Source organism: Butyrivibrio sp. FC2001, from assembly GCF_000424125.1.
GTDB lineage: Bacteria > Bacillota > Clostridia > Lachnospirales > Lachnospiraceae > Butyrivibrio.
In genome coordinates, this window is the sequence record NZ_AUJH01000003.1 from 366039 (window position 1) to 391530 (window position 25492).

Here is a 25492-nt window from a genome sequence, read left to right on the forward strand (position 1 = left end):
TATGGACAGTAGATTTGACGGAATTAAGAGATTTGAGAAAAAGGTGTGGCTTGCGTCTCCTACCATGCATGGTGATGAGCTTAAGTGGGTAACGGATGCCATTGAGAAAAACTGGGTTTCCACAGTTGGTGAGAATATAAATGAATCTGAAAAGCTTGTTCAGGAAAAGATCGGAAGAAAATTTGCTGTAGGCTTAAGCTCAGGAACAGCAGCACTTCACCTTGCAATCAGACTTGCAGGTGAGAAGCTGTATGGACCTCAGCCCGCTAATGTCGGAACCTTATTAGGGAAAAAGGTATTTTGTTCCGATATGACTTTTGATGCTACAGTAAATCCTATAGCCTATGAGGGCGGTGAGGCTGTTTTTATTGATACTGAAACTGACAGCTGGAACATGAGCCCGGAAGCACTTAAGAAGGCTTTTGAGATTTATCCTGATGTTAAGCTTATTGTGGTTGCTTATCTTTACGGAACTCCCGGTAAAATTGATGAAATTAGGAAAATAGCGGACGAGCACGGCGCCCTTATTGTTGAGGATGCAGCCGAGTCCTTTGGCGCATCATACAAAGGCGTACAGACCGGTAAGTTCGGTGATTACAGTATTATATCCTTCAATGGAAACAAGATAATAACAGGAAGTTCAGGTGGAATGTTTGTTACTGATTCCGAGGAGGATTGCCATAAGGTACGTAAGCTCAGCACCCAGGCAAGAGAGAATGCTCCCTGGTATCAGCACGAGGAGCTTGGCTATAACTACCGTATGTCCAACATCGTTGCAGGTGTTGTGAGAGGTCAGATGCCTTATCTCGAGGAGCATATCGCTAGTAAGAAGAGAATTTACGACAGATATAAGGAAGGACTTAAGGATCTTCCTGTTTCAATGAATCCTATTCCGGATGACACAGAGCCTAATTACTGGCTTAGCTGCATTGTGATCGATAAGGATGCTATGTGTCCTCATGTAAGATCAGAAAAAGAGGTTTTGTATAAGAGCGAGCCCGGAAAGAGCTGCCCTACAGAGATACTCGATGTTCTGGCAAGCTTCAATGCAGAGGGAAGACCTATCTGGAAGCCCATGCATATGCAGCCTATGTACAGAAATAATATTTTTGTTACTACCGAGGGAATTCTTCGTGGTAGAAGCAATGCTTATATCGATGAGGGCGTAGCAGCAGATGTCAGTGCTGACATTTTTGAGAGAGGTTTATGTCTTCCTTCTGATAATAAGATGACCGAAGAAGAGCAGGATATCATTATTGATATCATTCACAGATGCTTTAAATAAAGAAGTGAGGGATTTTTGATATGAGCCTTTCACGCTCACACAGAAGAAAAAGAATATTGCTCATAGTAGATGCGGTTTCGCTTACCCTTGCTTATGTACTGATGATAACCATCAGATTTAACTGGCACTTTAAGAAGGAGTGGATGGTACCGCTCTATTCCATGATCTTTGTTATGGAGATTCTTTTTGCCACACTTGTAAATGTGTACAGGGGCAGAAGACTTGATTACAAGGCTATTGAGGATCTGGATCCCCTCGAGACCTTCACTGAGGTTTTCAAGAATCAGGTGATGCTGTTTGTGTTTTTGCTTGTGGTTCTTATGGCATCCAAGAATACATACCTGGTATCAAGGCTTGCAATGGCCTATCTTGTGGTTATTAACTTTGTCCTGGTATTTGCATTCAGGCTTATCTACAGAGGAATACTTATAAAAATGGGTAATCCTGATCTTCACAGAAGAAGACTGGTTGCACTAACCTATGCCAGGGATATGGATTATGTTAGGGCAAATCTCGAAAAAGACTTAGGGCTTGAATTTGAGCTGGAAGACATTTTTCAGCTTGATGATGCTTATGCTGAAGAAGCTACAAGGAATATTGACGATTATGAAGCTGTTATTAACAGAGAGCAGCTTGTAAGTAAGGTGAAGGAAACCGGCTGCAGTGATGTATTCCTGTGCATTCCTGATAAGCTTGATATTGTTGATTTTGTAAGAACAGATCTTGTCAGAAGGCTTGCCAACGAAGGAATAAACACATATTACGGACTTTCTCTTGATGGCCTCTGGGTGACAAGACATCTCATAAGAGGAATTGGTTATTTCCAGACTTCATATTATTCCGCAATGTCAAAGAGGTGCTCTGTTCTTGGTGTTAACTTTGCAGTTTCAAATGTAGAGAATGCAGTGCTTTATGTGAGAAGCCACATAAAGGAGCTGTTCGGAAAATATATTTGCTTTTGTAATGTTCATACTACGGTTGAAGCCAGCGATCATGCAGATTACATGGAGATTCAGAATGCTTCGGCGCTGACATTTCCTGACGGACAGCCGATTGTAAACAGAATTCAGAAGGCAGGGTTCGTAAAGGCAGAGAGAATAGCCGGTCCTGACTTTATGGAGACAATGTTTTCATCCACCATGGATGGTAAGCTTTCTCATTTCTTCTACGGATCATCCGAGGAGACAATAGAGCTTCTTAAGGAAAAGCTTCCCAAGAGATTCCCGGGGATGGATATAAGAGGTTTTTATTCACCGCCGTACAGAGAGCTTACTCCTGAGGAAGATGACGAGGTTATTGAGATGCTAAATGCCTCCGGTGCAGACTTCATCTGGATCGGACTTGGAGCTCCCAAGCAGGAAAAATGGATGGCAGCGCATGAAGGTAAGGTTCATGGTGTCATGCTGGGAGTTGGTGCAGGATTTAATTTTTTTGCCGGAAATATCAAAAGAGCGCCTATGTGGGTTAGAAAAATAGGTATGGAATGGCTTTACAGACTCTTCCAGGATCCCAAACGTCTTCTCAAGAGATACTTGGTTTCAAATGCAAAGTTTATCTGGAGAGCTTATATCATGCGGAAATAGTGGGTTTTATTTCTATACAGTTTCCGCTGACACGCTTTAAACCAGCAAAGTGTCCGCGACAGAAAGACAAAAGTTCGCCAGTGCTTGACTTATTTTATCATTTTGATATAATTTAATCTTGCTGGTGAGATTATTTTACTAACATACCCGACTAGCGAACGAAATGTCGGTATGCTATCGGTTTCATATATTGTTAATAAGATTTCGTTCGGTAGTATAATCTCGGTGTAGAAATTCAGATATTAATATTGTATACTTACATCTAGAACAACGGCGTTCCGACTTGCAAAGTGTAAGTTAGGAGCGCTTTTTTCGTATTTACAGGTTGTTTGTCGGAGATTTGATATCCGGCTTAGAATAGGATTTTAGTAGTAATGAGTATTTTGCATAATCCATACAAGGGAGATTATGATCACGCTCCCGAGATGGATAAGCGGGGGAGGTTCCGGGACAGATTCTTCTATAAAGGGGATATCTATGTTCTTCCTTTTGGCGAAACAGAGAAAAAGAAGACGTATCTTCCATGTGTAGTATATGGAATATTGATGTTTGCGGCTCTTGTTGTACAGGGGTTGCTTAATCAGACATCTTCACGAACAATTTGGGTGGTGCTCCCTTATTTTTTTCAGTTTTTGCCGGTGCTTTTCTTTTTTATTGGAATAGTTGAATATTTGGGTGCGACTCCAAGGATGACGAGAAGGCAATATGATAAGGGTGTGGGACGAATGCATTTTTGTGGTGTTGCAGTTATAGTTCTTGCGGCAATAAGCGCCTTATGTGAAGTAATCTATCTGATTTTAAGAAGAGGCCAGTATGATGTTCGCCTTGAGCTCATTTATCTGGCGCTTCACTTACCGGTGATTATAATAGCTTGTCTTTTTGCGAGATATTATAATAAATACTTTTCCGGAATTTCAGTTGAATCCGGTAAATGATTTCTATAACAATTACTTATGGTTGCTTATAGATTATTTATATTAGAAGGTTTAATTAAATAACTATATACTTTCAATCGTGATTTCGGTGACAACCACCAAGGTGGATGTACATAAATATTTGGGGAAGAGAACCCCAGAACGGAGGGCAATATGAAAAAGTTAGGCAAATTTCTGGCATTAGGACTTGCCGGAACAATGGTTGTTTCAGCTGTTGGCTGCGGTGGCAATGCTAACAATGGCGGCGACACTAACACAACAACAACCGAATCTGCAGATACAGCTGAGGCTACTGCAGACGCTTCTACTGAGGAGAGCAGCGATGCTGCTGAGGCAGAGTCAACAGAGGAAGCAGGAGACGCTGCACAGAGCACAGGAAGCGGAGCACCGCTCGTAATTGGAGAGTCTGAATTCTCTGAGAAGTTCAGTCCTTTCTTTGCAAATTCAGTATATGATAACAATGTTTCACAGATGACAACACTTCCTTTACTTACAGTTGACCGTTTAGGTGAGATGATTCTTAATGGTATCGAAGGTGAGACAAAGGAATATAATGGTCAGTCCTATGAGTACAAGGGACCCGCAAACTGCGTGATCACAGAGAACGAAGATGGTACAGTTGATTATGCATTTGAGCTTCGTGATGATATCAAGTTCTCTGATGGTGAGCCTCTTACTATCGATGATGTTATTTTCTCAATGTATGTAGTTGCTGATCCTTCTTATGATGGAGCTGCTACATTCAGTGCACTTCCTATTACAGGTATGGAAGACTACAGAAAAGGTTCTGATACACTCTTCAACCTTCTTGTTAAGGCTGGTGAGGACAACACAGACTTCACATACTTCACAGAAGATCAGCAGAAGAAGTTCTGGGAGACAGATTTCCCTGCAGCTAAGGAACAGTTCATCAATGATATCGCAGATTACTGCACAGCAAACGGTGCTGTATCTGATGATGAAGATATTGCCAAGGATCCTATTGCCAATGCAATGGCAAACTGGGGCTATGGTACAGTAGAAGGCGGCGTTCTTACAGCTCCTTCAGGTGCTACATTCGATGTTAAGGGTGGCACAGCTCCTACAGTAGATGATTTCTGGAATGAAATCGTTGCAGCTTATGACGGAGACGTTATGGCAGCTACTGACAAGGAGAAGGCTGGCGACGGCATCCTTGATATGCTTTCAGATGATTACAAGAACTCAATTGAGACAGGTGATTCAGCTCCTTCAATCACAGGTATCGAGAAGACAGGCGACTACTCAATGGTTGTTCACATGGACAAGCTTGATGCAACAGCTATCTACTCACTTCCTGTTGAGATCGCACCTCTTCACTACTATGGTGACAAGGCTGAATACGATTATGATAATAATAAGTTCGGATTCACAAAGGGTGATCTTTCAACTGTAAGAGCTAAGACAACACAGCCTCTTGGCGCCGGTCCTTATGTATTCGACAAGTTTGAGAACAAGATTGTTTACTTCACAGCTAACGAGAACTACTATCTTGGCGCTCCTGTAATCAAGGAAGTTCAGATGAAGGTTACTCAGCAGTCTGATGCTGAGCCTGCTATCGTTCAGGGTACACTTGATGTTGCTGAGCCTTCAGCTAACAAGTCAACTCTTGAGCAGATCGCCGGTGATAACTCAAACGGCGAGCTTACAGGTGACAAGATTTCTACTTCACTTGTAGACAACAATGGTTATGGTTACATTGGTATGAACTCACAGAACGTTAAGGTTGGTTCTGATGCAGGAAGTGAAGAGTCTAAGGCACTTCGTAAGGCTATCGCAACTGTTCTTGCTGTTCACAGAGACGTAGTTGTTGATTCTTACTATGGCGATGCAGCTAACGTAATCAACTATCCTATTTCTAACACATCATGGGCAGCACCTCAGGCATCTGATCCTGATTATAAGGTTGCTTTCTCAACAGATGTTGACGGAAATCCTATCTATACAGACGGCATGAGCGAAGATGAGAAGTATGATGCAGCTCTTCAGGCAGCACTTGGATTCTTCGAGAAGGCTGGTTACACAGTAACAGATGGTAAGCTTACAGCAGCTCCTGAAGGTGCTAAGCTTTCATACGAAGCTATGATTCCTGCTGATGGTAAGGGTGATCACCCTTCATTCGGTATCCTTACAGCAGCTAAGGAAGACCTTGCAAAGATTGGCTTTGATCTTATCATCAATGACCTTTCAGATTCTTCAGTTCTTTGGTCTGCAACAGAAGGCGGCACAGCTGAGATCTGGTGCGCAGCTTGGGGCGGATCAATGGATCCTGATATGTATCAGATCTATCACTCAGAAGGTGGTTCTGCATACATGTACAAGATTAACCAGCCTGAACTTGACGAACTTGTAGTTGAGGGTCGTTCAACAACAGATCAGGCAGTTCGTAAGGCTATTTACAAGGAAGCTCTTGATTATGTAGTAGATTATGCAGTAGAAATCCCGATTTATCAGAGACAGAACTGCTCAATCTATTCTTCTGAGCGCGTAGATGTTGAAAACTCAGATATGCTTCATGACGAGACAACATACTACAACTTCTTTGCTACAACAAGTGCTCACGACGGAATTGAGAGACTTATGACTAAGTAATTCGTATTTATAAATTCGAAAATGAATTTAGAGTTTTCGATGTGCTGAGAATCTGCTACAATAGTAGAGCTTTTAAGACAATCAGTTGCATAAATAATGCGCATAACTTTGTCCGTGGGGGTTATTTAGCTCCCGCGGACATGTTATGTACTTTTTTACTTCATAACTTTAAATCAACAGAGAATAGTTGCACTATTTAGAAAATGGATTAGAAAATTATATTTCGCCAAGCGAAATTTTTAGATATATTAACAATCCCCGAGGAATAATTTTTCAGGTGGAAGATATTTTATTTAGAAGGAGTATAGACAACAATGAAGAAATTCATACTTAAACGTCTACTCATATCAGTAGTATTATTGTTTTTCGTATCTATGATCATTTATACCATCATGAGATGCATGCCTACATCATATGTTGAACAGCAGGCTATGGCTTTATCTACTAAGCCGGGAGCAAAAAGCTACTCTGAGTGGGTTGAACAGTTAAATGCCCAGTATGGCTTGGACACGGGGGTAATCCAGGGATATTTCAAATGGGCATCAAAGGCAATAACACTTGATTTTGGTGATTCCTGGTTCTGGAATCAGCCTGTATTGCAGAAGTTCTCCAGCGTAATCTGGTATTCATTTGCACTGGGACTTGTTGTATTTATTTTGGAAATAATAATCGCTATACCTGCGGGAGTGGCTGCTGCAAGAAGACAGTATTCTGCAACAGACTATACCGTTACGGTTATCGCACTTATCGGAATTTCACTTCCGAGTTTTTTCTTTGCGACGATTTTGAAATATATTCTTTCTGTAAAGCTTGGCTGGCTTGACCTATACGGAATAGTTGGAAGATTTCATGAATCATATTCAGACGTGGGTAAAATCCTTGATATGGCTCGTCATATGATCATGCCTGTTATTACACTTACTGTTGTAAGCGTAGGTTCTCTTATGCGTTACACACGAACAAACATGCTCGAAGTTCTGAATGCAGATTATATCAGAACAGCAAGAGCTAAGGGTCTTTCTGAGGACAGAGTAGTTAATTATCATGCTTTCAGAAACACACTTATACCAATCGTAACACTTCTTGGCGGATCACTTCCCGGACTTTTCTCCGGAGCCATGATCACTGAGACTTTGTTCCAGATTCCCGGTATCGGTTATACATCATACCAGTGCGTAGTACAGGGCGATATTCCTTTCGTTATGTTTTACATGGTATTTATGGCAGTCCTTATTTTGCTCGGTAACCTTATCGCAGATATTCTCTATGCGGTAGTTGACCCGAGAGTCAGAGTAAACTAAGGAAAGGAGGCGGATGTAATGTCAGAAGAAAAGAAAAACGAAGTTAAAAAAGAAGAAATGCATCTTGATGATGCTAACAGAGTCCGTGTCCTCTCTCCGGGAATGATGGTTCTTAAGAGATTCCTTAGAAACAGACTCGCTATTGTAGGAATGGTAATTATTGTTGCAATGTTCCTGTTCGCCTTTGTAGGCGGTGCTCTCTATCCTTATTCAGAGAGCCAGGTGTTCTACAAGTCTGAGCAGGTAATGAAGGAGTTTGCAGGTGCTACTGTTATCGATCAGTTCCAGTTCCAGATAGCTGATGGAGCAACTCTCCCTTCAGATATTAATTCAAAGGCACTTATTGCTGCTTCCAAGAAAAAGTACGTATTCGAGACCCGTGGCGGTCAGATGATGGGAATGTCACCGGCTGCTGAGGATTCAGATGTTTATCTTATCTATTCACTTGAGCCTGCGCAGGTTTTCCTCAAGGGCAATAAGGAATTTGATGCTGCTGTAGAGGCAGGAAGAGCTGACTTTGAGCAGGATGGAAAGATTTACATGTTCGACGGTGAGGATTTCAAGGCTGATGTATATGAAGCTACTGAGCTTGCGGTTGCAAGTAAGAGATCATTCACAGGATACAGCAAGGATACAAAGTTCTCATATGAGTTTTACAGAAATGCTCTTGTAGCAGTAGCTACAGGTGCAACTTCTTTCGAGGCTGACGGCACAAGCTACACAGTTAACGATGAAGGTCTTGTAGAAGCAAACGGTGAGGGATACGCAGTTGTTTCAAATATGAACTTTAATGCTATCGATCCCGGAACCTTCCTTGATCCTACATATAAGGCAACAGCTCTTGAGGCATTTGAAGCTCAGGGCAATGCAGGTTCATTCGAGTATCCTGATGCTGACGGCAATATGGTTGAGTACAAATTTGAGGTTAAGACAGGTCAGTACACAATTAAGAAGTACCAGGAGACAAGACTTATCGATATTTATTCAGCTCCTTCCAAGGCACATCCTGTAGGAACAGATGCTAACGGTATGGACCTCCTTGCACGTCTTATGTATGGTGGACGTATTTCATTGCTTATCGGCTTTGTAGTAGTATTTATCGAAGTATTTATCGGTATGGTAATCGGTGGTGTAGCAGGTTTCTTTGGCGGATGGGTTGATAACCTTCTCATGAGACTTGTTGACGTAGTTTATTGTATCCCGGCCATGCCTCTTTACCTGATCCTTGGTTCAATCATGGACTATTATCAGGCAAGCCCCAGAGCACGTATTTATCTGCTCTGCGTAGTTATGGCTATTATCGGCTGGGTAGGAATTGCCCGTATCGTAAGAGGTCAGATCCTTTCACTTCGTGAGCAGGAGTTCATGGTAGCTGCTGAGGCACTTGGTATCAGCACATACCGTAGAATCTTCAAGCACCTTATACCTAACGTTATTCCTCAGCTTATCGTATTTGCCAGTATGGGTCTTGGTGAGGTTATCCTTTCAGAGGCTTCACTTTCATTCCTTGGTCTTGGTATCAAGTACCCTGCTGCTTCATGGGGAAGTATCATAAATGCGGTTAACGATTCATACGTAATGACCAATTACTTATTTGTATGGCTTCCTGCAGGAACATTTATCCTTCTTACAGTTCTTGCATTTAACTTTATTGGTGATGGTCTTCGTGACGCGTTCGATCCAAAGATGAAAAGATAATTCTGACAAGCGGCAGTACAAAATCTATGCTTGCATAAGATTTTGTGCTGACATTTGTCAGATAAGAAATCATGAGGAAGTAGAGCGAAAGCTCGGATTCCGAATGATTTCTAGTCTTGCGAGAGTGCAAAGCACGAAGCAAGACGCATTATCTGTATGTGTATAGGAGACAAAAATGGCTAAAAATTCAAATTACATCTCGGCTAAAGAGTCTAGAAGGATTTCACGCGAGAACCGTAAGATCACATCCGAGATTGAGAAAAAGAGAAACAGAAAGCATATTCCTGAAAGTGAATATGTTACAAAGATGAAGAACCCCGATAACTGTGTTGAGTTTGACAATGTTCACACATATTTCTTCACAGATATCGGTACAGTTAAGGCTGTTGACGGTGTATCCTTTGAGGTACCCCAGGGTAAGACAGTAGGTATTGTTGGTGAGTCAGGCTGCGGTAAGTCAGTTACCAGCCTTTCACTCATGCAGCTTGTACAGAGACCTGCAGGTCAGACTGTTGAAGGTGAGATCCGTTTCAATGACGGAGAAAGAACAATCAATGTTGTCAATGCACCTGCATCAGCTATGCAGAAGCTCCGTGGTAACAAGATGTCAATGATCTTCCAGGAGCCCATGACATCCCTTAACCCTGTATTCAGAATCGGTGCACAGGTTGATGAAGTAATCGCTCTTCACAATCCTGATATGACACCTGAGCAGGTTAAGGCAAGAACAATCGAGATGCTTCAGATGGTTGGTATCGCTAATAAAGAGGGTGTCTACCAGATGTATCCTCATGAGCTTTCAGGTGGTATGCGTCAGCGTATCATGATCGCTATGGCTCTTGCCTGCGATCCTAAGCTTATTATTGCGGATGAGCCTACAACAGCGCTTGATGTTACTATCCAGGCTCAGATTCTTGACCTTCTTAGAAACCTTAAGGACAAGATCAACAGCTCAATCATGCTTATCACTCACGACCTTGGTGTTGTTGCAGAGATGGCTGATTATGTTGTAGTTATGTACGCAGGCCGTGTTATTGAAAAAGGTACAGCAAGAGAGATCTTTAAGGATCCCAGACATCCTTACACAATCGGTCTTATGAAGTCTAAGCCCGTTGTTGGTAAGCATGTGGATAAGCTTTACAATATTCCCGGAAACGTACCTAATCCGATTGATATGCCTGATTACTGCTACTTTAAGGATCGTTGTGAGATGTGCGTAGAGAAATGTTCCGGAAAGTATCCCGGAGTTTACAAGATTTCTCCCACTCATGAAGTAAGCTGTTACAGATGCGAGGATTTCGCAAATAATGCAAAGACTGAAGAAGGAGGTGCAAAGTAATGAGCGATAATATACTTGAAGTAAAGCACCTCAAGAAATATTTCCCTATTAAGGGTGGTTTCTTCGGTGGTGTTACAGGAAATGTAAAGGCCGTTGATGATGTATCATTTACTATCCCTCGTGGAACAACAATGGGTCTTGTTGGTGAGTCAGGTTGTGGTAAGTCCACAACAGGAAGAACTATCTTAAGACTTCTTGAGAAGACAGAGGGTGATATCCTTTTCAATGGTGAAGATATCAGTAAATATGATAAGAAAAAGCTCCGTGAGCTTCGCACGAAGATGCAGATCATTTTCCAGGATCCCTATTCTTCACTTTCTCCCCGTCTTCCTATCGGTGAGATTATCGGAGAAGCTGTTCGTGAGCATGGACTTGTGCCCAAGGCAGAGTATAACGACTATATTACAGAGATCATGAAGGAATGCGGTCTTCAGCCCTATCATAAGGAACGTTATCCTCATGAGTTCTCCGGTGGTCAGAGACAGCGTATCTGCATTGCCAGAGCACTTGCAGTTAAGCCTGAGTTTGTAGTATGTGACGAGCCTGTATCAGCTCTTGACGTTTCTATCCAGGCGCAGATCATCAACCTTCTTAAGGATCTTCAGGAGAAGAACAATCTCACATATTTGTTCATCTCACATGATCTTTCAGTAGTTGAGCACATTTCAGATGCTGTAGGTGTTATGTACCTTGGAAGTCTTGTTGAGACAGGTAAGACAGAGGATATATTTGCAGAGCCTCTTCATCCTTATACAAAGGCACTTTTCAGTGCTATTCCGATGCCTGATCCGGATATTAAGAAGGAGAGAGTGCTCCTTGAGGGAGATATTCCTTCACCTGCTAACCCGCCTAAGGGATGTAAGTTCCATACAAGATGTCCTCACTGCATGGGCATTTGTAAGGAGCAGGATCCTCAGCCCAAGGATATGGGGAATGGACATGTAGTTAGATGCCATCTTTATGATGACAAATAAAACATGACAGTATCAATTCTGATCTATATTCGTAGAATGTAAAATTGATATAAAGAAATTCTGAAAAAACAGGGAGAAATATTTCTCTCTGTTTTTTTTATGTATAATTATATTGTAAAAGTATGCTTTAGGAGTCAGTATATGATCACTTTATTGAGTCTGGGGATCATGGCGGTCGGCATTCTGGCTATACGGGCAAGAAGTATCAGCCGTACTGTTGGTACGATCTGGATTGATCTGCAAATTGATGTGACAATCGCATACATTATTCTTATCTGGGCGCTTGATCTGTATGGAAGGTACATCGGGTTTAACAGCGACATTAAATATGTTGCAAGTGAAACGATGCTTGTGATCGCGCTGAATACCTATCTTTTGTGCGCCTTTAAGATAACAGTGGGACTTGTAAGATATCGTGAAAAAAGTCCATTGTTATCAGTTGTTCCTTATGCTCTTGGCGTAATCAATCTCCTGGTATTAAATCCAATAAATCATATTGCATATTTTGAAGATGTCAGAGGAATAATTACCTTTGAAAGAATAGTATTTATTGTGGTCAGTTCTTTCTTCGGACTTATTTATGCTGTTTTGTCGATTTTCCTTGCATGGAGACATATAAGACGTCTTGGTAAGGTGGCAGCATCAGTTATTACGGCCCTTGTAGTACTGGTAGATATAATGCTGATAATGAATGACCGCATCACAGATTTTAAATACATGGGCGCTGCCTTTGCTGCCTGTGTAACCTTCAACCTTGTTATGCTTTATCTTGTGGATAATCCTACAGATCCAAAGACGGGAATATACAATCAGAAGGCGTTTTTCAGGGCAGTAGAAGAGGATCTGATATTAAACCCTGTCATAGAATATCAATTGTGCGTTCTTGATATCAGAGACTTCCAGGATGTAAACGAGAGATTCGGTTTTGAGCGCGGAGATGACATCCTAAGGCGTATTGCGGCTGCCATGAGAAAACAGTTTTCATGGGAGGTTGAGCTTGCATATCTTGGAGAGGATAATTTTGTAGGGCTATTCCCGCAGGGCTCATATTGGATGCTTCAGGGTGTATTGTCGCTGGATGAGATGTATCCCGGTGAGGATATGGATTATAATCTGTCATTGTATTCAGGTGTCTACCCTATAACTGACAGAACCATGAATCCGCAGCTTATGATAGACAGAGCAAGATTCGCCATGCAGAAGATACGCTATGAATATGATAAGCATGAGCACATTTTTGATGAGAAGCAGAATCATGATTTTGAAATGCTGGCTTATATGCAGCACAACTGCGACAGAGCTATACATGAGCACGATTTTATGCCATACTTCCAGCCTATATATGATGCTGAGACAAAGAAGGTATGTAGTGCAGAGGCATTGGTAAGATGGAAGGACAGACAGTACGGTCTTATAAGTCCCGGTGATTTTATACCTTTATTTGAGCGTAACGGCTTCATTAACAAGCTTGATATCTATATGTGGGAAGAAGTGTGCAAACAGATAGCAGAGTGGCGTAAAGAGGGAATATTGGTGCCTCCGATATCTGTAAATATATCCAGAAGAGATTTGCAGCTTGATAACCTCTATGAAGTCATATTGGATATGATTAAGAAATATCATCTTTCGCCCAATGATATTAAGCTTGAGATTACGGAGAGCGCCTTCGTTGCAGAGAATCAGAGATTTTTTAATACAGTAGATCTCCTTAAAGAGGTCGGCTTCAGAATCCTGATGGATGACTTTGGAAGTGGATATTCCAGCTTTAACACATTCAAGAATGCCCATGTTGATATCCTTAAAGCGGATATGAAGTTCATGGATGGAATAGTATCATCTGAAAAGGGCAAGATTGTTATAAATACAATCGTTGAGATGACTAAGAAGCTGGATATGCCAATAGTTGTAGAAGGTGTAGAGACAGAGGAACAGTACGAATACCTAAGATCCATAGGCTGTGAGATGATTCAGGGCTACTATTTCTCAAAGCCTGTACCGGCAGAGAAGTTTAAGGAACTTATTGAGTGATGAACATAGAGACATAATAAAAGGCGTCGCAGTAATGCGGCGCCTTAATTAATGCGGATATTAAATTATTCAATAACGAGCTGATCCCATGTATCGGCAGGAACAAGAGCAATATAAGTCTTGCCGTTGTTGATCTCAAGCTCGTTAGCCTGTGAATCAAAGAACTGCGTCTTTACAAGCTCACCTGTCTTTGTCCAAACGATATCTGTTGCCTTACCATTTGTGCAGTAGTAACCGGGCTGGTTGATATCGATACAGTTGTAGATGAGGTAACCGTGATCATCAAGCTGGTTGAAGGTACATTTCTGAAGGATTACGTTCTTGAATGAAAGAACTGCTCCGTCTTCACCATCCTTGTGAGGGTTGCCATAATCATAGTACTCATACTCCTGAGTATCAGGGTTGTATACGAGCTTTGAGCTGTTATGCTCGAAAGGAATGATATCGATTGTGTTAGCATCAAGGCACTTAGCATAGCCCTTGTTCTCAAGGTTTATCTCATTACCCCAGGGAGTGAAGTTAAAGTGTGCTTCCTGGATTCCTTCGGGAGCAAATTCATTGTAGGTAGTTGAGAAATTGCTTCCTGAGAAGTTGTTTTCAAGATCGCCGGCGAGAATGTATTCTGTGTACTCTCTCTTCTTACCGTTATCTACACGAGAGAATGTTCCTGAGAAGTGGTTTGTTCCCCATTCCTTAGCAAGATAGGGATCAATGTGAACCTTAGGACCACCATCGTGGCAAAGTACTGCGTTCCACTCAGCTGAAAGAATGATGTTTGTGGGACGTGTGCTTCGGATAGAACCGAGCTGTTTAATAGCACCCCAATCCTTTACCAGACACATAAGACGTGTAATTCTGCCATTCTGTGTACTGTTCATCATTTCATAAACAACATCACATTCTGAAATACCAAAGTGAGGAAGTGCAATTGATTCGTTATCAACCATTGCAGCTATAGGACGCTGGTCCTTAATTGTCTCACTGATAGGTTCACCTGTGAGCTCACTTCTGTACATTCCTTCAGGAATCTCAGCAGAAACGATCTCGGGCTCAGCCTCTTCCTGTACTTCAGGCTCTTCTGAAGCTTCCTCAGCAGAATTGTCCTCGATAGACTCCCATGAAAGGCCTTCAGAAGAATCCTCCGCAGGCTTTTCCTTGCCACACCCAACAGCTGTTGTAAGTATCATAGCTGTAAGAGCGAGGCTTACGACACTTTTATTAAATTTCATAATAAATCCTCCTTAAAAAATGTGTAGGAAATGACACATCCTTATCATTTTAACAGAAAAGGTATAAAGGAAAAAGCCCAATTTTCAATTTTTGAAATTGGGCTTTAACATCTGTGTATTTATGAAAAATCTCTGCGCTTTCTGTCAGCTGCTTCGATAAGCATTCTGAGTTCATCCTCATCTCTGGGGGTTCCGTGGGAGTAACCACTTGTGTAATGTATTGGCTTATCAAGCTCCGGTACACTGAGGGTTGCCATATTTCTCTCCCAGATAGAGAGACGCTGAAGGGCGTCACTTAATTCAATATCCTGAAGAATGATAAGGAATGAATCTGAGCCGTATCTGTAGGAATGGCTCTCCGTAAGATGAGTTTTAATACAGCTTCCCACCTGGCCAAGAACGGCATCTCCGGTGGCCTGTCCATATTCCTCGTTTATCTTCTTGAATTCATCCAAATCTAGCATGACCACAATGATGTGATGATTCTGATATGAAGTGAAGTCGTCTCGAAGAGCATAACGGTTTTTCATATTGGTTATATTGTCGTGGACAGGCAGATTCTGAAGCATGTCATTCATGGTTTCAATGCGATGGATACGCTCCAGCTCGGTGGCCTGCATCTTGAATTTGTTAAAGGACCCGATGAGAGTAAGAAGCGAAAATACTATGTAATTAAACAGGTTAATATTCTTAGCTCCATCAAAAGAATACAGGATTAAATAAAATATAAAATATGATCCCCAGATCAGAACGGAACCGACTGCCGGAGGAAGTAGTATGAAATTCACAAGACAGAAAATGATTGCGAAGAAAATAAACATCTGCTGACCGTGATTATATTCATAAAAGGATGCAAACATACCAAAAAGGATGTACATCAAAAAGTATGCAATATAGCAGAAACGATAGGCACTAAAGGGGCGTTTTATATCCTTGAGCGCATAGTGGCTTATAACCAGTGCTATGGCACTTATTATTACTGAGTAAATAGCGCCGGGACCAATGAATGGATTGAGGAGCTTTTCTCTGTCAAATAACATATAATAAGCAATGACAAAGCATTCAACAATGGTGAAGGCAAAGGCAATATCGTGTGTGGACTGGATATTTTTGCGGTATAAGCCCTCCTTTATTGATGGATGTATATATGGATTCATGTAATTTTTGAATTTATTCCATTTGTCGGAAAAAGTTGCCATTCTTATCTACCTTCGCTAATATATTGATGCAGGCTAAATTAAAGCCAAAGAAAATTATACCATGAATACGGTATTTCCTTAAATAAAAATAATTATTGAGACGGGAGATTTTTGAGATGTTTTACGAACTTTTAATTGGACGGTTTACTCAGTTCCAGCTTTCAGCTATCGGAATGATCGTGGCATTTATATTCACATTCATAACTCTGAATATGAGATTTTCGTTCCTTCCGCAGGACCAGGGCAGAGCATTTGCCGTAAACGGCGCTCTTTCCAAGGGAAAGCTAAGGGGTGTGGGACTGGTCTTTGTGATAGATTTCATCCTGATGGCTGTATTATTCCTTCCGCTTTCCGTGGAGTTTCTGATCTATCTGGGACTGATCTTCCTGATCATGCTGAGCGGGTATATGGATGATGCATCAGACAAGCCCTGGAATGAATATAAAAAGGGACTCATTGACTTTGCTATCTCAGTAGGGACTATGGTGACCTTTTTATCGCAAAACAGCACAACTGTAACGGTGTTTTCATTTGAATTTACAATTCCTTATCCTGTTTACTTTATTCTTGGAGTTATTCTTATATGGATTGCTATCAACGTCACCAACTGCTCGGACGGTGTAGACGGTCTGTGTGGATCATTGGTAATCGTAACAGTGATGTCCTTTGTGATCATGTTTTCCGAAACGCTTGGAAGCATAGGAACAGCCGGACAGATTTTATGTGCTGTGCTTTTGGCATATCTGTATTTTAACTGTTCACCTAGCTCAATGCTTATGGGTGATGCCGGATCAAGAGCGCTTGGATTTTTCATAGCTCTTCTTGCAATGAAATCGGGACATCCCTTTGCGTACATTATGCTTTCTCTGGTTTTGATCATAGATGGAGGGCTTGGACTTCTTAAGATATCTCTTATCAGATTTTTGAAGCTCCATGTTATGACTAACTTAAGGACACCGATACATGATCATATGAGAAAAAATCTGGAGTGGTCAGACACGCAGGTGGTAATAAGATTTGTGATAATTCAGGTAGTTATTTCTATTCTTTTTGCAGCATTATAAAATAAAACATTTAAAGACGCCCTCCTGTTCAACCTGACAGGAGGGCGCTTTTTTTAAATTACGTAATTTTTGTTTTTTAGACGTTCTTCAAATTCTTCAAGGGACAAGGGCTTATCATAATAGAAGCCCTGAACCAGATCGCAGCCTACGTTCTGGAGGAATTCAATCTGATCCTGTCTCTCAACACCTTCCGTGATGACCTCGATATCAAGCTCCTTAGCCATCTGGATAATGTTCTTTAGAACAATTTCATCACGTTTTGTCAAAGTGTCGTTATCTATGAAGGACTTGTCAATCTTGATGGTGGATACAGGAAGATCTCTTAAAATACCAAGAGAAGAGTAGCCTGTACCAAAATCATCTATTGAGCTGGCGATATGCATTCCGTTCAGTTTATTCAGGAAATCAGCGATAAGTCCTTTTTCCTTCTGAGTTGCAGTCTCGGTAACTTCAATCTGTATATATTTAAGATCAACATTGTATTTCTTGGTGATCTCAAGAATCTGGTCTGCCAGATGCTCTTCTGCGAGATCACTTCTGGAGAAGTTTACGGAAACAGGCACAGGTTCAATACCTTTATCAATCCAGTGACGGATTGTCTTACAAACATCCTCCATAACATAGATATCAAGACCTATGGAATAGCTGTTTTTTTCAAGAATGGGTACGAATTCAGCGGGATAGACATACTCACCCTTGCAGAGCCAGCGGGAGAGAGCCTCCGCACCCACAAGAGTGTGGGTCTTGGTATCAACCTTGGGCTGATAGTAAACCTTAAATTCGTTATTTAAGAGACCATCTTCAAAGCGGTCTTCAATCTGCTTTTCACGGTAAACCCTGGTGCTCATCTCCTTGGTGACAAAGAGGAAGGGCTCGTTTGCAAGTGATCTTGCAACGCTGCACGCTATTGAGCTTCGGCCTATTATCTGGCCGGGAGCCTTTAATGAATCATCGATGTCGTATACACCTGCAACAGCGCTTATGTGAACGGGAAGTCTTTCGCCGTCACGGATACCGAAAACTTCGGTCTTTTCGAGGAGCTTTAAGAAATCGCCGGTGCGCTCCTTGCGGATGAGAGCAACAAAGTTGTCACCGCCAAGGTGTCCGATGGTCTCATCCTCCTTGCAGAACTCCAGAAGCGTTCTGGCATATCTGCGGATAATATTATCGGTTTCTTCACTGCCAAAGCGTCTGTTTATAAGGCCAAAGCCTTTTAAATTAAAATAATAGGAATTGTAATTCTTTATTTCTCCGGCAAACATCTTTTTTGTTGCAAAAGCGATGAATCCGCCGGAATTCGGAAGACCAGTGAGATACTGAGTCATGGAACTCTTCTGAACAAGCTCGATAAGTCTGTAGCGGTCCATGTGGATGAGGAAAATCTTAACGGCAGACTGAAGAAGCTGTCTCTCATCAGAGCTCCAGTTGGTCTCGATTGGAGCATAAACATGAGCCGTAATCACACCGTTCTCAAAGGTGCGTGTGGACTCTTCAAGCCATACTATCTCTGTAACTTCATCAGATGCCATTTCTCCAAGGTAAACCGTCAGATGTCTGACTTCGCCAGTGGGGGTCTGCCTGGTTTCAGGAATATTCAGATCAAGAATTATCTGTGAAATATTAAGAGATGGCCCAATCAAAGAAAAGGCCTGCCCTGCGGCGCGAAGGGTATCTTCGGAATCGGATAATAGCTGAATGAATTTGTCTAGAATTTTGGTTTTATCCATGTGTGCTCACTTTTTTGCAGGGTTGAATGCGACCATTTCTATTGTCCTACAAAACAATAATGAAAACAAGTAATTATTTTAATGTTTTAAACAGGCTTTAATTATCCGTCATTTTACACAATTTAAGGGAAGAATGTTCGGCAAAGGTGCTAGGACACAAAAATATAAATTATTGATAAAATAATAATATTCACAGTTTATAAAAATTTAACATTTGGTAGTAACCAAAGTCTCATGGGGGGAGAGTAATGGGAATAACTATCAGACAGTACTCATCGGTCGTGGTGACGATCAGTGAGCGCGAATCCGAAGCAGTCAAGCTCGCGGTGTCAAATCTGATCCGCGATTTCAAACGCGTGCTTCAAATTAATACAGAGGTATATGATCCTGACTCTCAGCAGATACTGGTGGGAACAGTTGGTGTGTGCGAAGACTTTGAAGAAGAGGATCTTGTCGGCCTTTTCAGTTCTCATGGCAGAAGGCGAAAGGAAGCTTATGTTATCAGAGACAGAAGAGGAAGGCTTGTTATTGCCGGATCAGACAGAAGAGGAACTGTTTTCGGAATCTATGAATTTTGCAGAACTGTTTTAGGGGTTTCACCCTGGTATTTCATGGCAGATGTACCGATTCATCCCAAAACTGAGATTTCTTTACCGGACGATTATCATGTTTCGGATCACCCAAGTATAGAATACAGAGGTATTTTCGTAAATGATGAGGAAGAGCTGGATCATTGGGCTCAGCGCTATCTCGGAGAGACTACCATAGGTATCAGGACCTATGAGAAAATTTTTGAGCTTATGCTGAGGCTGAAGATGAATTATATCTGGCCGGCTATGCATGTAAATGCTTTTAATGCCAACCCTGAAAACGCGAAGCTTGCAGACAGGATGGGCATCGTGGTAGGTACCTCTCACTGCGACATGCTGATGCGAAGTAACAACAAGGAATGGAGACCATGGCTTGAAAAGAAGGGCTATGGCGGAGTTCCCTATGATTTCACTGCTTCTGAAAAGAGCCGTGATGCCATAATCGAGTACTGGCAGGAGGCTGTTGAGCAGAACAAGGACTATGAAGTTACATATACTCTCGGAATGCGCGGAATAAATGATACCGATATTGAGCCTATAGCTCTGGCTGGACTTCGCGGAGAGGAACTTAGAAACGCTAAGATAGAGCTCTTGGAGGACGTAATAAGGGCTCAGGAGCAGATTCTTGATAATACACTTGAGCACACTCCTATGAAAATTTTTGTGCCATACAAGGAAGTGCTTGAGCTCTATGATAACGGACTAAATATTCCGGATGATTTCACACTCATTTGGGTAAATGATAATTACGGACATGTAAGGCGTTATCCCAATGAGACGGAGAAGAGACGTCCCGGTGGAAACGGACTTTACTATCACAATTCATACTGGGCACCGCCCGGAGCATCATATCTTTTCCTTTGCTCCATTCCGCTGTCTCAGACGAGAAATGAGCTCAAGAAGGCATACGAGGAGGGAATCCGTAAGCTTTGGGTGACCAATTTTGGTGCCATTAAGCCTCTTGAGCAGCAGATGACTTACTATGCCCAGCTGGCTTGGGATATAGGTAAAACAGAGACTATATGTGCGGATGAAATAGAGTTTTTGGCAAAGTGGATAGATGAAACCTTCAGCGGACATCATGGAAAGAAGCTTGCTCCCATGCTTGTTGAATTCGATCAGCTTACAAACGTAAGAAAGGTTGAGCAGATGGATGTGGATACCTTCTCACAGACCGCATACACTGACGAGGCCGTAAGCAGAATCCACCGCTACGAGTATATGTTCAAGACCGGAAACAGGATTTACCATTCACTTCCGGACAATGAAAAGGACTCATTTTTCCAGCTGATACTCATGAAGATACACGCAGCATACTATACCTATGCCATGTATTACTATGCTGACAGAAGTAATCTGTGCATAAAGCAGGGGAAGACCCACAGCGCAGCAGATTACACTACAAGGTCACTGGCCTTTGATCATGCAAGACGAAGCATGCTGTATTACTACAACCATGTGATGGCTGATGGAAAATGGGATGGCGTAATGACTCCCGAGGACTTCCCACCTACACGAACAGCCATGCATCCTGCATGTAAGCCGCCAATCATGAAATCAGATGACCATCTGATAGTGACATGTCAGAACGAAGAGAATTACCTGACTTTTGTTAAGCCTGTTGAAAAGTGGTTTGAGATAGCAAATGCAGGTGAAAACGAGATAGTTGTCACTGTTGATCTGCCTTCATGGCTGAGGGTAACAGATGAAAGTATAGTCGGCTTTGAGGGTCACGGAGATATAAGAATAAACGGTGAGGAGAGACTTCTTCTTGAGGTTGACTGGAATCAGGTTTCAGACATGATAGAACAGATGACCAAAAAGGGAGAGGTAAAGCCTGACGATAATGTGGTTTCAATAAAGGATGCCATTCATGTGATGGCTCTTATGACCGGAGAAAGCCATGTGATTCCTGTGGAAGCCAAGCTGTTTAGGGGTATAACTCTGCTTGGCCAGGGAAACATCGTATTCCCGCCCCACATGGAAGATGACGGAATGCTCAGAATTGAGGCTGACATGGTCAGAGACTTGTCCGGTGCCTGGGTAAGAATTCCCAATCTTGGCAGACAGAGAGGATCACTTGTAGAGGCGAGAACTGAGGGTGCAACTCTTACATACGAGGTTACTGTAACAAGTGAAGGCGCATTCCTTTTAGAGCTCCACAGATTCCCGTCCCTTAATTCTGTTGGAAGAATCAGGATCGGGGTATCGGTAGATGAGAATCCCATGGAGGTTGTGGAATCCGAAGCCAATGATGAATATAAGGGCGAGTGGAAGAGCAATGTAAGAAATAACGTTGATAAGCTCTATTTAAGACTACCCAACATCAAGCCGGGATCCCACAGAATTATATTCCATGCGGTAGATAAGTATTTCTCCTTCTCCAGATTCGTTATTTATACAAGAGAGCGCCAGGAGAATAACCTTGGTATAAGAGGCGGAGATTTAAGACTTCCGCTTAGCTTTGATGCAGCGGGCTTCTGCTGGGATTTCTATGGCAAGGAAGCTTACGAGCTGCCTCCAAGACCTGTGTATTATGCCTTCAGAAAACAGAAGGGCAATTGCCTTGAAATGGGTGAGCATATGGAGTTTTTACCTCACTATGGATCACCTATACCTGCTAAGGATATTGTTGCAACCGGTGAGCATACCGCCGTGGAAAAGGATGGAAGAATATTTATAGAAGCAGCTTCAGCCCTTATGCAGTCCAAGGCTGCATATACCGAGGGTGCAGGATGGGATTACTGCAATGCACCGTCTCATGGTGAGAGCGGGCTTGCCATGTATATCAGGGATGAAAAGGCGCTAAAGAACTACAAGGAAACAAGCTGGGGTGGTGTAAGTGCCATTAAGAAGGCTCCGTCTCTTCATTACAGCGTTGAGACAAGAGGTGGAAATTACAGAATATGGGGTAAGTTCCTGATGTGGGATGCCGAAAAGGCACACTTTACAATAGGAGTAGACGATAAGATTTACTCAGAGCAGGATCTCTATGGTGGACAGTCAATTTGGAGATTCTCTGCGGAGAATATCTGGCGATGGGTACCACTTATGGATGTGAAGCTAAGAGGTGGAAGACATATTATCAGATACTTCTCATTATCCGCAGGAGTCAGAGTTGAGCAGTTCTATCTGACTGCGACAGATGAGCTCCCGCCGGCAATCGTGTAATTAAAAACATCTTCTCTTCTATAGGGTGTTTATAGAGGAGAAGATGTTTTTTTATGCATTAGTCGGTAATACTGAAAAATGCCAGTGCACTTCCCTGTCCCCAGGGATAGTGACCATAAATCTGCCTGTGCACTGCAAGATCCTCACAGCTGCTCAATGACTGAAGTACAGAGCCGTTTTCAGTGTTCTCAAGGAGAAAATCCTTAGCCCTTTGAATGGCCTCTTTTGCCTCTTCACTTAGCTCTTTTGCATGAGACTGGAACATACCGCTTCTTAGCCAGTTTGCCATGGAATATGCGATCATAGCTGTTGCGGAGGTGTCGGCTTCACCCTCTACTGCGGGAAGGAGCCATGAAAAACCGCCATCAGGTCTCTGATATTCCAGTGTCACCTTTATCAGGCTGTAGAACTCAGACATGAGCTTTTCGGAGGTGCTCTTTAATATGGCGTCGCCGATAGGGCCATCGCCGTGATTCTCTTCTTTATTGATGTTGGAAAGTATTTCGGAATATCCAAGCATAAGCCAGCCTACAGCTCTTCCCCAGCCGATGATACCAGCCTTTTTTTCTTCTGCCAGAGAAAAGGCATGATAGGGCAGGCCTGATTTTTTATCGAAACCGTTATTATAGAAATTGATCAGTTGCTTTGCTGCAAGGGCAATGGCATTTCTCTTATGAAAAACTGTTCCGTATTTTGCGAGGAACATTGCTGCCTGGCCTGCGCCGTCTGCGTATATCAGGTCATTTCCCCTGGCGGGATTGTAGATGATGCTCTCTTCATCGTTTTTAGTAGCCTGGGAGAGGAAATTGGCTATTTTTGCAGCACCGTGATGGAACTGCCTCTCTCCGGTAGCTTCATAGAGCTTGATCATGGTTATGCCGGCAACAGAGTCATCAACAAAGGATACCTCCTTGCCGCTTTTTATCCATTTATCTATATATGCGCGAAGATTACCAATTATTTCAGAATTAAGCTCTTTGGATATCAGCTCGGAGGTGCTGTCGGAAGGAGATGTGGCAGCTTCGGAAAGACCAAGCATCAGTAATCCGGCAGGCCAGAATATGGGATCGCGGTTAGTTACGCCTCTTTTCAGAGCCTTTTTTGCAACATCCTTTAAGGCATCTCTGGCAGAGTAGTTATTGATTTCCGAAAGATCCTTTTCTGTAACCCTTATAATTTGTTCGATGGTTTCTTTATTCATGCTTTTCCCAGCTTTCTTAATACAATGCCTTTAAGATACTCATATTCCTCAGTCTTGTGGTAAATGATCAGGAATACAGCGTTAAATACTACAGTAACGATTACGATCATCAGGGCAAAGGAGAGGATCGTTATATTCTTCATGATCACGGTACCAAGCAGATACAGAACAAGGATTGTTGCTGCCTCTGTGATAATATACTTTGCGCTGTCTGCAAAGTAGGATATTGAGCTTTTATCAAAGCATACCTTGTATATGATTATGGGCTTTGTTATGTTAGCGATAAGGCCGGACACAACAGTTCCTACATAAATTCCGGCAAGTCCTATCTTTTGAACCAGAACGATGGAAAGAACAAGGTTTACAATGCCCTGTATCAGAGCAAGATATTTATCCTGTTCAAAAACACCGGCAGCGGTCTTGTAATTTGATAGAACGATTCTGTCGCCCTTAAAGTAATAGTCAGTTAAAAACAGGTAAACAGCCAGGTTCCCAAGCATCCAGTCCGGTCCGTATTTTTGTACTATCCATAGGTAGATAAGGGGCTGCAGAAGAATGAAAAATCCGCAGGCTGAAAATCCGTAGACCCAGGAAGCAAAGAACCTATAAACCTTGAAGGTCTTGAACTGCTTTTTCTTGGATTCCGTTGCTATAAGATTACCAAAGCCTGAAATTACCGAGTTGAAAATAATATTTACAAAATTGGCAATTGTTCCGGTGACCATGGTGTAGTTGCCGACAACAGCGGCCATGCCGACTTCTATAAATGAGGAAATGATCAGGGTGTCTGTCTGGAGTCTTGCGACATCGCCAACCTTGTGTAATACAAGAGCTCTGGTTTTTCGCCATATCTCCGAGTGCTCCTCCGTGGAGAGCGGCGTTACATTTTTATCGGTCAGATATGGATAAAGTCTGTTCAGATAATTATTTACAAAAAGCTTTTGAATGAGCTGAACCGCTGCATCAGCAAGAAGATACAGATACAGGTTCGGAATCACCAGAAGGATTATGATTTGGAAAAAAACCGTGATAATCTTGGTGATCGTATTAATATTGGTCTGTATGTAGTTTTTCTGCTCAGCATTAACGAGACTGTATTTATAAGAAACAAAATAAGTACTTACCGTATTGAACAGAAAAATGAGATAATAAAGTGTCATATCCCTGACGGTAATCTCGCCGGGCTTTTTGACAAAGTATTTTAGAAATGGAGTGAGGGCAAGGCCGATAACAGCTACAACAATGGCTATTGTGTGATATGCCTTGCGATACATCTGCATGTAGGACTTGACCTTTTCGGTGTCCTTTCTGGCTACAGGTGCATATAGACTGAAATTAAGAGCAGTTCCTATTCCGAGCTCTGCCATTGACAGAAGTGATAGGATATTGCTATAGAGATCATTGACACCAAGAAGGTTCCTGGACAGGCGTGCGATGAAGATGGTACGCAGGATAAAGGACATCAGCGCTGTTGCCAGCTGTCCTACATATCCGAATGTTATATTTTTGGCAGCAAGCTTTGTTCTGCCCATAAATTGACCTCCAGGACTTTTTTAAC

The 25492-nt window shown here is 42.2% G+C and carries 16 protein-coding genes; 11 read left to right on the forward strand and 5 right to left on the reverse strand.

Features of this window, described 5'->3' with window-relative positions; translation table 11 throughout:
* The first annotated feature begins 1 nt into the window (after position 1).
* The 9 genes from G601_RS0101600 (at position 2) to G601_RS0101640 (ending at position 13753) form a co-directional block, all read left to right on the forward strand.
* Positions 2-1285 (forward strand): DegT/DnrJ/EryC1/StrS family aminotransferase, encoded by a 1284-nt coding sequence (locus G601_RS0101600; RefSeq protein ID WP_026664265.1) that lies wholly within the window; start codon positions 2-4, stop codon positions 1283-1285.
* 20 nt (positions 1286-1305) lie between these two features.
* Complete coding sequence (locus G601_RS25595; RefSeq protein ID WP_081673336.1) at positions 1306-2868, forward strand: WecB/TagA/CpsF family glycosyltransferase; 1563 nt, start codon at positions 1306-1308, stop codon at positions 2866-2868.
* 374 nt (positions 2869-3242) lie between these two features.
* A complete protein-coding gene (locus G601_RS0101610) occupies positions 3243-3803 on the forward strand; it encodes a hypothetical protein (protein WP_026664267.1) in 561 nt (186 codons plus the stop codon).
* Positions 3804-3956: 153 nt separating this feature from the next.
* Positions 3957-6413 carry an ABC transporter substrate-binding protein gene (locus G601_RS0101615; protein ID WP_051200830.1) on the forward strand — a complete coding sequence of 819 codons (2457 nt, stop codon included), beginning with the start codon at positions 3957-3959 and terminating at the stop codon, positions 6411-6413.
* Positions 6414-6727: 314 nt separating this feature from the next.
* Positions 6728-7714, forward strand: coding sequence for an ABC transporter permease (locus tag G601_RS0101620; protein WP_026491582.1), 987 nt, complete (start codon positions 6728-6730; stop codon positions 7712-7714).
* A gap of 18 nt (positions 7715-7732) precedes the next feature.
* Positions 7733-9412, forward strand: coding sequence for an ABC transporter permease (locus tag G601_RS25600; protein WP_026491581.1), 1680 nt, complete (start codon positions 7733-7735; stop codon positions 9410-9412).
* 175 nt (positions 9413-9587) lie between these two features.
* Positions 9588-10751 (forward strand): ABC transporter ATP-binding protein, encoded by a 1164-nt coding sequence (locus G601_RS0101630; RefSeq protein ID WP_026664268.1) that lies wholly within the window; start codon positions 9588-9590, stop codon positions 10749-10751.
* Positions 10751-11725, forward strand: a complete 975-nt coding sequence (locus tag G601_RS0101635; protein ID WP_026664269.1) for an ABC transporter ATP-binding protein — start codon at positions 10751-10753, stop codon at positions 11723-11725. Before G601_RS0101630 ends, G601_RS0101635 begins: the two co-directional genes overlap by 1 nt.
* A 141-nt stretch (positions 11726-11866) precedes the next feature.
* Positions 11867-13753, forward strand: coding sequence for a putative bifunctional diguanylate cyclase/phosphodiesterase (locus G601_RS0101640; protein ID WP_196808784.1), 1887 nt, complete (start codon positions 11867-11869; stop codon positions 13751-13753).
* A gap of 65 nt (positions 13754-13818) precedes the next feature.
* On the opposite strand, the gene G601_RS0101645 is transcribed toward G601_RS0101640, so the two are convergent.
* Both G601_RS0101645 and G601_RS0101650 read right to left on the reverse strand, forming a co-directional pair.
* Positions 13819-14982 carry a DUF3048 domain-containing protein gene (locus G601_RS0101645; protein WP_026664271.1) on the reverse strand — a complete coding sequence of 388 codons (1164 nt, stop codon included), beginning with the start codon at positions 14980-14982 and terminating at the stop codon, positions 13819-13821.
* A gap of 119 nt (positions 14983-15101) precedes the next feature.
* Positions 15102-16139 carry a GGDEF domain-containing protein gene (locus tag G601_RS0101650; protein ID WP_207638004.1) on the reverse strand — a complete coding sequence of 346 codons (1038 nt, stop codon included), beginning with the start codon at positions 16137-16139 and terminating at the stop codon, positions 15102-15104.
* A 158-nt stretch (positions 16140-16297) separates the two neighbouring features.
* On the opposite strand from G601_RS0101650, the gene G601_RS0101655 reads away from it, so the two are divergent.
* Positions 16298-17245 (forward strand): phospho-N-acetylmuramoyl-pentapeptide-transferase, encoded by a 948-nt coding sequence (locus tag G601_RS0101655; RefSeq protein WP_051205467.1) that lies wholly within the window; start codon positions 16298-16300, stop codon positions 17243-17245.
* Between the two features lie 53 nt (positions 17246-17298).
* Here G601_RS0101655 and G601_RS0101660 read toward each other — a convergent pair whose 3' ends face one another.
* On the reverse strand, positions 17299-18972 hold the full coding sequence (locus G601_RS0101660; RefSeq protein WP_026664274.1) for a GGDEF domain-containing phosphodiesterase: 1674 nt from the start codon (positions 18970-18972) through the stop codon (positions 17299-17301).
* A 248-nt stretch (positions 18973-19220) separates the two neighbouring features.
* Here G601_RS0101660 and G601_RS21490 point away from each other — a divergent pair, with 248 nt between their 5' ends.
* Positions 19221-22733, forward strand: a complete 3513-nt coding sequence (locus G601_RS21490; RefSeq protein ID WP_051205469.1) for a glycosyl hydrolase 115 family protein — start codon at positions 19221-19223, stop codon at positions 22731-22733.
* A 58-nt stretch (positions 22734-22791) separates the two neighbouring features.
* On the opposite strand, the gene G601_RS0101670 is transcribed toward G601_RS21490, so the two are convergent.
* Both G601_RS0101670 and G601_RS0101675 read right to left on the reverse strand, forming a co-directional pair.
* Positions 22792-23934 (reverse strand): glycoside hydrolase family 88 protein, encoded by a 1143-nt coding sequence (locus G601_RS0101670; RefSeq protein WP_026664275.1) that lies wholly within the window; start codon positions 23932-23934, stop codon positions 22792-22794.
* Positions 23931-25466, reverse strand: coding sequence for a lipopolysaccharide biosynthesis protein (locus G601_RS0101675; protein ID WP_026664276.1), 1536 nt, complete (start codon positions 25464-25466; stop codon positions 23931-23933). The genes G601_RS0101670 and G601_RS0101675 overlap by 4 nt, the downstream gene beginning before the upstream one ends.
* Positions 25467-25492: the final 26 nt, after the last annotated feature.